This window comes from Rhizobium sp. PEPV16 (genome assembly GCF_008919455.1).
In the GTDB taxonomy this organism is placed as follows: Bacteria; Pseudomonadota; Alphaproteobacteria; order Rhizobiales; family Rhizobiaceae; genus Rhizobium; species Rhizobium leguminosarum_Q.
Genome location: NZ_VSZV01000169.1, coordinates 1 through 9153 on the forward strand (window position 1 = coordinate 1; position 9153 = coordinate 9153).

The window sequence follows — 9153 nt, forward strand, 5'->3', positions numbered from 1 at the left end:
TCGATGTGGAAATAGCCGATCGGATAACTTTTGAACTTCTTCTTCGGTTCCCTGTCGCCTCCAACCTCCGGCAGACGTGAAATGCCGTGGCGTTGCAAGCACCTGTGCAGCGACGAACGCGTCAGATGTGAGATGGTCGGCTGAAGAGCGTAGAGGCAATCATCAAGCGGCAGCAATGTATGCCGGCGGAAGGCGACGATAACGGCCTCATCTTCGAGGGAAAGGGTCGTCGAGTGTGGGTCCTTCGGGCCTGTAGGAAGGTCGACCAACGATGTCCGCTTCTTCCATTTCGCTACAGTCTTTTGATTGATCCCGTATCGCTTCGAAAGCGTTCTCAGGCTCTCTTCACTATTTTGTATTGCTCGACGGATTGCCTCTGTCGTCGTGGCGCTCCCGTGTAGAACCTGGCCCATAGTGCGTCCCTCCATGCCAAGGAAAATAATGCACCATCAAATGCCGGGACTAAACACCTAGGGTTAACAATGAGGCACCTCGGATCTTCAAGGTTTGCCTCGTCTTCACACATCAAATCGGCCGATCTGCGACCCACGTTTCGTTCACTACGGAGCGTGGGTTCAGGCGCGGGCAGAAGGAGAGGCATTCCTCGTCGACTGGGACGTGTCCACCAACGAGATGCGAAAACCCGGTGCCTGCAATCCTGCGTGCGGTCCACTGAACTTTCCGCTCTCCTGGTTGGATCATCCACGATTTGCCCGGGGTGCACAGGGCCCCTGGCATGCAGCGCCTCCCATCCCTGGCAAGAAATGTGGCGTCGAACGCCCGAGGCGACGTCTCGATGTTCAGCGCCTCGGCCGTTTCGCTGCCTGGAATGCGAGAAGCACCCGGTCCGCTTCCGGTGGCCCGGCAGTGCCGCCGCAGCCAAGTCCGGCGCGCTCGTTGGTCGACAGAGCTAGCCTATATCAATGTCACGTCTGGCCATGGCGGCGCTGTTGTGGGAGGCTAATGTGTTTGATGACAACTGTAGCTGTTTTCGGAAAGGCAATAACGCGCCTGGCATGCCGCCAAATCAATCTCCTGATCACAAGCAACAGGAGTTCCAATGAGCAAGTTCGAATATGCCGCGGCTGAAGACAGGCGTGTGTGCATCGCTGGTGCTGGTGCGATCGGCCTCACTCTCGCTGCGCGCCTTGCAACTGCCGGCTTCGACGTTTCCGTCGTTGCCAGAGGCGAGAGCCTCGAGGCCATAAAACAGAACGGGATACGCCTCCTTGATTTGGAGGGTGATCATAGCGTCAAAGTGAGGGTCGGCGCCGCAAATGAACTTGGCGTTCAACATATCCTGTTTCTCTGTCCGAAATCGCACGACTTGGGAGGCTTGGCAACGTCCTTACTGTCGATGATAACGGCCGAGACCGTGATCGTTCCGGTCATCAATGGAGTACCCTGGTGGATGTTTGAGGGTATCGGCGGCGGCTGGGATGGACGAGCGATCGAGTCTGTCGATCCCGGCGGCCAGATCAAATCAATGTTGCCTCCGGCGCAGATCATCGGAACGACTGCAATGATTACGGCGGAGCGGCTTCGCCCGGGCCTGGCGCGGACTCGAAATCCTCTTCACATGACTTTGGGTGAGTTGGATGATCGACATACGAGACGCCTTGCCGAGGTTGAAGGAATATTGAACAAGTCGGGCATAGCGACGCGGATAGCGCCTCGAATAAGAGACGCCGTCTGGACAAAAGTGGCCAGAAACATGATCTCGAACCCGGTCACCGCCATTACCGGCGCCACCCTCGGTCAAAATTTCGGGAGCCGCTATCTGGCCGACGTGAGCTATCAGATGCTGATGGAAATCATCCCGGTCATCGAGGCGTATGGCTCGAAACTGGAGCTCGACCCGTCGACGATTATCACGTCCGGCCGCAACTTGGGCGACGTGAGAACCTCAATGTTGCAAGACCTTGAGAAGGGGCACCGACTGGAGCTTGCGTCCATCTGTGACGCGGTTCTTGAGCTTGCCAAACTTCGTAACATTCAAATGCCCGTGACAGCGGCGATCACGGCTTTGGCTCATTTCTTGGAAAGCGGTGAGCGTATTGCCGCGGCATGAGGCGGATGATCATCCGCCATCAGGACTGCCAAAGTTGTCGGCGGCACTTTCTCCCTCGGCACGTGCGAGGATTTGGCGTGCCGATGGCGTTGACCAGCCATGAGCGCGAGAGCGAAAGCGCCTAGGGGAACACGAGCATGAGAGACTCTGAAAGCCGCTTGCCAACGGTCAGCTCATTGACAGAGCGAACCAGGGACTGTCGGTCAATGCGGAAGTGTCGGTAGAGATCGGCGATCGTTCCCGTCTGCCCGAAGTGTTCGACGCCGTGCGAAACGGTCCGATGACCAGCCACGCCGCCGGGAGCCATGACAGGGTGGCAGGATGCCCGTCGATGACAGTGACGATCACGCAGTCGCGGGGCAAAGAATTCAGAAGCGTTTCGACATGGCCTTGGGCCTTTGGGTTGCCACGCGCCCGCTCCCGCTGCGCCGCGGTCCATCCGGCGTTGAGGCGGTCGGCCGAGGTTACGGCCAAGCACGCCGACGTCGCGCCTTGCCTCGGCGATGATGCCGGCCGCGGCAATCGCCTCGTCAGCGACCGCGCCCTGATAGGCAATAACGACCGAACAGTTGGGGCCGGGTTTGCGCAACCAATAGGCGCCATCGATGGCGCCTTGTCGAAAGTCGTCATCGACCCGTGTCAGCGGCTGTTCGAGCGGTTTGGTTGTCAGTCGCAGGTAGACCGAGCCGCCGGTCTCGTCGCGCAGCCAGGTGCGCTCGTCCCTGTGGCCTTCGCCATCTCGCTGGAGGTAATCAAAAGCCCACTCCATGATCACGGCGAGTTCGTCGGCAAAGCTGGGCTCGAACGCCGCCAGGCCGTCCTGACTCATGCCGATCAGCGGCGTCCCGATGGATTGGTGGGCACCACCTTCGGGCGCCAGCGTCACCCCAGAAGGCGTGCCGATGATAATGAAGCGTGCATCCTGATAACAGGCATAATTGAGCGCATCGAGCCCGCGGCAGACAAAGGGATCGTAGACCGTGCCGATGGGAATAAGACGCTTGCCGAACAGGGAATGGCTAAGGCCGGCGGCACCAAGCAACAGAAAGAGGTTCATCTCCGCTATGCCAAGTTCGACATGCTGCACCTTCGGCGTGAACTCCCATTTTGCGGTCGAGGGAATGCTGTGCTCGATAAAGGCGTCCGCCATCGCGGCACGGGCAAAAAGCTTGCGTCGGTTCACCCACGGCCCGAGGCTGGTTGTGCCAGTGACGTCGGGCGACGTCGTCAATATGCGGTCGGCCAGTTTGCTTGCGCCCTTGGCGAGATCATCCATAATCTTTCCGAAAGCTGTCTGCGTCGAGATCTCGCGGGCTGTGTCGATCGCAATTGCGGGCACATCAAGACGCACATCATCGTAGCGTCTTGCACCCTTCGAGAAGAAGGCAACGTCGGCAAGAAACGACTTCAATCCGGCGACATCCGCTATTCCCGCGAACGGCTCCCATTCCTGCCCGGCAGGGATGCCCAAGGTCGTCTGCCAGTCGGCGAACTGCTTGCTGTTCATCAGACCACCATGATTGTCTTTGTGCCCGGCAATCGGCGTTGCCCAGCCCTTAATCGTGTAGGCGAGGAAACAGGTCGGGCGATCATGGTCGGTCGCAGCGAAGGCATCCGCCATCGTCGCCACGCAGTTGCCGCCGAGATTTTCCATCAGTTCTGCAAGCTCTGCGTCGCTGCGGTGATCGAGGAGGGAGGCGATGTCCCCGTGTTCGCCGAGGTCGTCGAGCAGGCGCTTGCGCCAGACTGCGCCACCCATGAAGGTGAGCGCCGCGTAGTCCTGGTTGGGGCAGCGGTCGATCCAGTCGCGCAGCTGGGTTCCGCCCGGTTCTTTGAAGGCGGCGCGCTGCAGGGCGCCATATTTTGCACGAATGACCTCCCAGCCGAAAGTATCAAAGATCTTTTCAATGCGCTCGAACAGTCCTTCGTGAACGATCCCATCAAGGGATTGGCGATTGTAGTCGATGATCCACCAGCAGTTGCGCAGACCATTCTTCCAGCCTTCCTGCAGGGTCTCATAAATGTTGCCCTCGTCCAGTTCGGCATCGCCCATCAATGCGACCATGCGGCCCAGCGCCAGGTTGCCGCCCCATTCCTTTGCCTTGATGAAATCCTGTACGATGGAGGCTAGGGCTGTGATGCCGACGCCCAGCCCGACCGAGCCCGTTGAGAAATCGACGTCATCGATGTCCTTGGTCCGGCTCGGATAGCTCTGGGCGCCGCCGAACCCACGGAAGTTCTCCATTTTCTCCCGCGTCTGGCTGCCCATGAGATAGTGCATCGCATGGAAGACTGGCGAGGCGTGCGGCTTGACGGCTACTCGATCCTCGGGCTTGAGCGCCGAGAAATACAACGCCGTTATGATCGACACCATCGAGGCAGAGCTTGCCTGGTGGCCGCCGATCTTGATGCCATCCACCTTCGACCGTACGTGGTTGGCGTTATGGATCATCCAGTGCGACAGCCACAGCAGTCGTTGTTCAATGGTTTTTAGGTGCAGGCGTTGGGAATCGATCATCGGTACGTCCACAGCCAGATTGAAGGGAAACAGGCTTTCGACGGGCTCAGCCCTCTCTATAATAGTAGCTGTAGCCGTTGAGCGCCGGCGCGCCTCCGAGATGTGCGTAGAGCACCCTTGAACCTTCCGGGAAGAAGCCCTTGCGGGTGAGGTCGATCATTCCCTGCATCGACTTACCCTCATAGACCGGATCGGTAATCATCGCCTCTGTACGAGCGGCAAGGCGAATGGCTTCGTTGGTCTCTTCGGACGGGACGCCATAGGCCGGATAGGCGTAGTCCGGGTTGATGACGATCTCGTCTTCTCGAACCTGGCGGCCAAGCTTGACGAGCTCAGCCGTGTTGTCGACGATCGACCGCACCTGCGCCCTTGTCTGTTCGAGCGTGCCGGAAGCGTCGATGCCGATCACGCGGTCGGCGCGGTCGTGGGCGGCGAAGCCGACGATCATGCCTGCCTGGGTTGAACCCGTGACGACGCAGACGACGATATAGTCGAACTTGAAGCCCAGCGCTTTTTCTTGCTCCGCCACCTCCTCCGCAAAGCCAATATAGCCGAGTCCACCATATTTATGGACCGATGCTCCGGCAGGGATTGGATAGGGCTTGCCGCCGGCGTCCTTAACGGACTGGATCGCATCCTCCCAGCTCTTGCGGATACCGATGTCAAAGCCATCGTCGACCAGGCGCGAATCCGCGCCCATCAGGCGGGTCATCAGGATGTTCCCGACGCGATCATAGACGGCATCATAATGGGGAACCCATCTTTCCTGAATGACCACGCATTTCATGCCGATCTTGGCAGCGGTCGCGGCAACCATGCGCGTGTGGTTCGATTGCACGCCGCCGATCGAGACCAGGGTATCGGCACCCGAGGCGACCGCGTCGGGGATGATATATTCCAGCTTTCGCAGCTTGTTGCCACCCATGGCCAGCCCAGAATTGCAGTCATCGCGCTTTGCATAGATCTGAACGCTGCCACCTAAGGCTTCCGTCAAGCGGGGCAGATGCTCGATCGGTGTCGGGCCGAATGTGAGTGGGTAGCGTTCGAACTTTTCAAGAAAGGACATTGGAGGCTCCGGAGAAACTGTGGCGACGACGGAATCAGATTAGTGCGTTTCAGATGAAAGGTGCTTCCAAACGAGACGAATATCCGATATCGTTTGGTGTAAAACTCCAATCAAGTGATTCAGTTTTATCGAAACACATGTTATATTTGGGAGCTTCTTCCAAATATGGCCAGCTTCCTCAAATCTGCGTCTCGCTTGCAGCGCCTGTGAACAATGCGAAAGCTCGGCTCTCCGAACCAGGGGCCACCGGCAAACCAGGTTCCCTCAGAATGCTCGTGGGCCCTGCGTGACTGGCGCTGCGCCGGTTGCCGAGAGCGCATGTGTTACAAGAGACTGGAGGTAGGGCCTACGGGCATGTAAGCATGGTTCATGTCGGGCCGATCCAACCTGGCGCTTCGGCGCCGGCGCGATCGGCTTGGCTTGACCAGTCGTTTGTGTTGCAGTTGAAACGACAATCGCGATGGTCGACATCCTGGTCGAAGGGTTTTGCGCTTTTATGCCCCGGGGATCTCGGAGCGAAAAATGCGGACCTTCAGGCAAAAGAGTTTCTTGATTAAATTATTCCTCGGCATGCGTGCCTTGACCTTGATCAGCTTCGAAATCGCCGTGCTTGCCATATTGGCAAATGGCAGCGCGCAGGCACGGGAAAGCGAACTGGCAAATATCTACGAGAGCAAAATCGTCGAGTTTTGGAACAAGCATGGCCAGCGTCGGGACTTTGTGGGCCGTCATGGCGTGCGTATCGCCGCTATGGCTTTCTCCCATTCCGTCGGGAAAAACGGAATTGTGATTTCCAGCGGTTACGGTGAGAGCTTTTTCAAGTACCGCGAGATTGTCTACGATTTGTGGCAGGAAGGGTATCAAGTATATATCCTCGATCACCGCGGCCAAGGCTTTTCGGAAAGGTTGATCAGGCCGAACAAGGCGCAGGAACTCGACCCGCAAGCCGTCAAGCGCGTGCACGACCTCGGCTATGTTGAGAATTTCGATGATTTTGTCGACGATCTCAAGACGTTCGTGGAAAAAGAGGCCAAGCCCGCCAATGAGCGGCTCTTCCTTCTCGCACACTCTATGGGTGGCGCGATCGCGTCATTGTATCTCGAGAAATTCAGCGCCGATTTTGCTGCTGCGGCATTGTCTTCGCCCATGCATCAGCCCGATCTGAGCCCAATTCCCAACAAGGCGTGCTGGCTGCTCAAACTCGGCCCCAGTAAGTCTTACGTTTGGGGCCGCGGACCCTATGCTTCGAGAGGGTTCAACGCGGATCGCGATTTAACGAGCAGCCGCATACGCTACGACATCCTCAAGCGCGGGGAGCTAGATCGCCATCCGCAAGCGCAGCTCGGCGGGCCGAGCTTCAACTGGGCATACGAAGGCTGCACGGCAGCAAACCGCAGCATCCGGAATGCGGGCCGGATCAGCGTCGATGTTTTGCTGTTTCAAGCGGGCGATGACAGGGTCGTCAAAGCTTATGGGCAGCAAAAGTTCTGCGATACGATGAATGCCGTGCGATTGGGCTCTTGCTCCTTGCGAATAATGAAAGGCGCAAGGCATGAACTGTTGATTGAGCAGGATGTCCACCGCAGCCTGGTGCTCGAGGAGATGCTGTCATTTTTCAAGCGTAACCACGGGTCAGGCCAGAGGACCAATTGAGGCGCTTTGCTTAGGCTGATCGAAACCTTGTCCTACGATCGCATAACACTCGATTTCATCGATCCCGGGCTTGCCTGGACGCCACCAGTTTCTGGCAAGGCTCCGAGATTGACGCTGATCGCGACGCAAGCGCGCGAACTAGGTACGTGCGGCAATCGAGCGCCTCCGTCGGTAGTCCAATAGCGCCTTCGCGCGCAAATCCGGCAAAGCCGAGCAGGATCCGCTCGATCTCGCACTTGGCGACCATTGGGGCGGCACTCGTGTCTTTGCATACGATGAGGATGATGGTCTGTTCGCGACGCTCGCTGCAAACCCCAACGGCCGAAAACCGTTGCAGGTTGTATGGAATTGGCGCGTCTTCGCAGCCCGCCGCCTGTGCCGGTCGCCGGCGCTTTATGCAGCAGCATTTTGCGCTGGGGCGGTCTCTACTTTGGAAGCGTCGATTTAGGGCTTCCAATCATTGTCGCTTCAGAGATTTAGCCGGTTTTGCAAGTCGCATCGACGAAGGTCATGGTTCCAGATGAAATTAGAAGTGTCGTTTTGGAAACGCGCCGGCAACACCAAGTCATCAATACGCAAATGGCTTCAGCGCAAGGCCGGCATCGCGTCATGCGGAGGCGGAACTAACCTATCCATGGAAGGAGGGTCTCTTATTGAATGGCAACACGAGTGAAATCGAGCACGAGGACGTCGTATGGCACCATCAATCGCGCCGCCGTCCGAGGCATTTCGACGAGGCTGCAAATAGGCCCCCATTGGAGGGAATAGGCCAAATGCTCCGTCGGCGGCGCCACGCAGAGTGGCATTGGCCTCTGTAGCGATTGCAAAGGCAACGATGAAGGTCGTCGACCAAGCGATCGCCGGCCGTGCAGATCCCGCCCGGCGACCGGGCAACGGCGCTGATGAGGCGATCCAACCGTATTGTCTATTGGGTGACACTCGCTGAAGACGCCTGCGGAGTCCAACCTACGGCTGTCACTACCACGCGTCTGCATCATTGTTCGGGACAAGGGCTTAATGGCGCCGTTCCATTCGAGGTTGGCCACACTGACCCTTCGTCTGAATTTTTTGGGACAAGCCGCGACAATGGCAACGGACGGTAAGGCCGGGAGGAACCACTTCGATCATCCTCCGGTCACGACAGCCGGACGTTGGTGATGGCCCAATCGTTGTATACGGCGCTTGGCTCCCTCCGCTCCATCGCGACTGATCGGCCCGTTGTGATGAATCACACAGCGGATCGCAGGTGCGCGCTCCAGACCGCTAAATTTGAAAAAATGATAAATATGATACTTGTGATAAATTCGAAACCAGAATATGTGTTACAAACCCACTACAGAGCATTGGAATCTGAAATGAACACTCTCGTAGAATTTGCGTTCACGGTCGCGCACGGCGCCGGCAGGGTCGCCCTGGTTCATGATTGCCTTACGCCTGCAACAGAGCTTGCCCTCTCTCGGCCGCGTCGAAGCGATCACTTGCTTGGCGCAGCTATTACAGATGACATGGCCGGATGGCATGGAGTGGTTCTTTGAAGCACGTCCTTGTGATTGACGACGACTCGAGCATGCGAAATCTTTTAATTGACTATCTCTCGCATCATGCGTTTCGGGTTACCGGAATTAGCGGCAGTCAAGAGCTTCCCCGTATTCTCAGCACGGATCCGGTCGATCTGGTTATTGTCGATCTTAATCTTGGTCAGGAGGATGGCTTGGACATCGTGCGGAAGCTGGCCAGTTCATCGGATTCGCCGATCATCATCATAAGCGGAGACCGGCTCGACGAGGCAGATAAGGTCGTCGGCCTGGAACTCGGGGCTGCGGATTACATCACCAAGCCGTTTGG

Annotated in this window: 4 protein-coding genes and 2 pseudogenes; 3 read left to right on the forward strand and 3 right to left on the reverse strand. The window is 57.6% G+C overall.

Going from position 1 to position 9153, the window contains the following annotated elements:
* Positions 1–413: pseudogene (locus FY112_RS03815) on the reverse strand (IS481 family transposase); the annotation flags it as partial.
* 647 nt (positions 414–1060) lie between these two features.
* On the opposite strand from FY112_RS03815, the gene FY112_RS03820 reads away from it, so the two are divergent.
* On the forward strand, positions 1061–2071 hold the full coding sequence (locus tag FY112_RS03820) for a 2-dehydropantoate 2-reductase (protein WP_151517736.1): 1011 nt from the start codon (positions 1061–1063) through the stop codon (positions 2069–2071).
* 121 nt (positions 2072–2192) lie between these two features.
* On the opposite strand, the pseudogene FY112_RS03825 reads toward FY112_RS03820, so the two are convergent.
* Positions 2193–4589 (reverse strand): annotated as a pseudogene (locus FY112_RS03825) (transketolase).
* A gap of 46 nt (positions 4590–4635) precedes the next feature.
* Positions 4636–5655 carry a 1-aminocyclopropane-1-carboxylate deaminase gene (locus FY112_RS03830; protein WP_151517737.1) on the reverse strand — a complete coding sequence of 340 codons (1020 nt, stop codon included), beginning with the start codon at positions 5653–5655 and terminating at the stop codon, positions 4636–4638.
* Between the two features lie 522 nt (positions 5656–6177).
* On the opposite strand from FY112_RS03830, the gene FY112_RS03835 reads away from it, so the two are divergent.
* Both FY112_RS03835 and FY112_RS03840 read left to right on the forward strand, forming a co-directional pair.
* Positions 6178–7308, forward strand: coding sequence for an alpha/beta fold hydrolase (locus tag FY112_RS03835; protein WP_151517738.1), 1131 nt, complete (start codon positions 6178–6180; stop codon positions 7306–7308).
* A 1531-nt stretch (positions 7309–8839) separates the two neighbouring features.
* On the forward strand, positions 8840–9153 hold a 314-nt coding region (locus FY112_RS03840; RefSeq protein ID WP_151517739.1), incomplete at its 3' end, for a response regulator.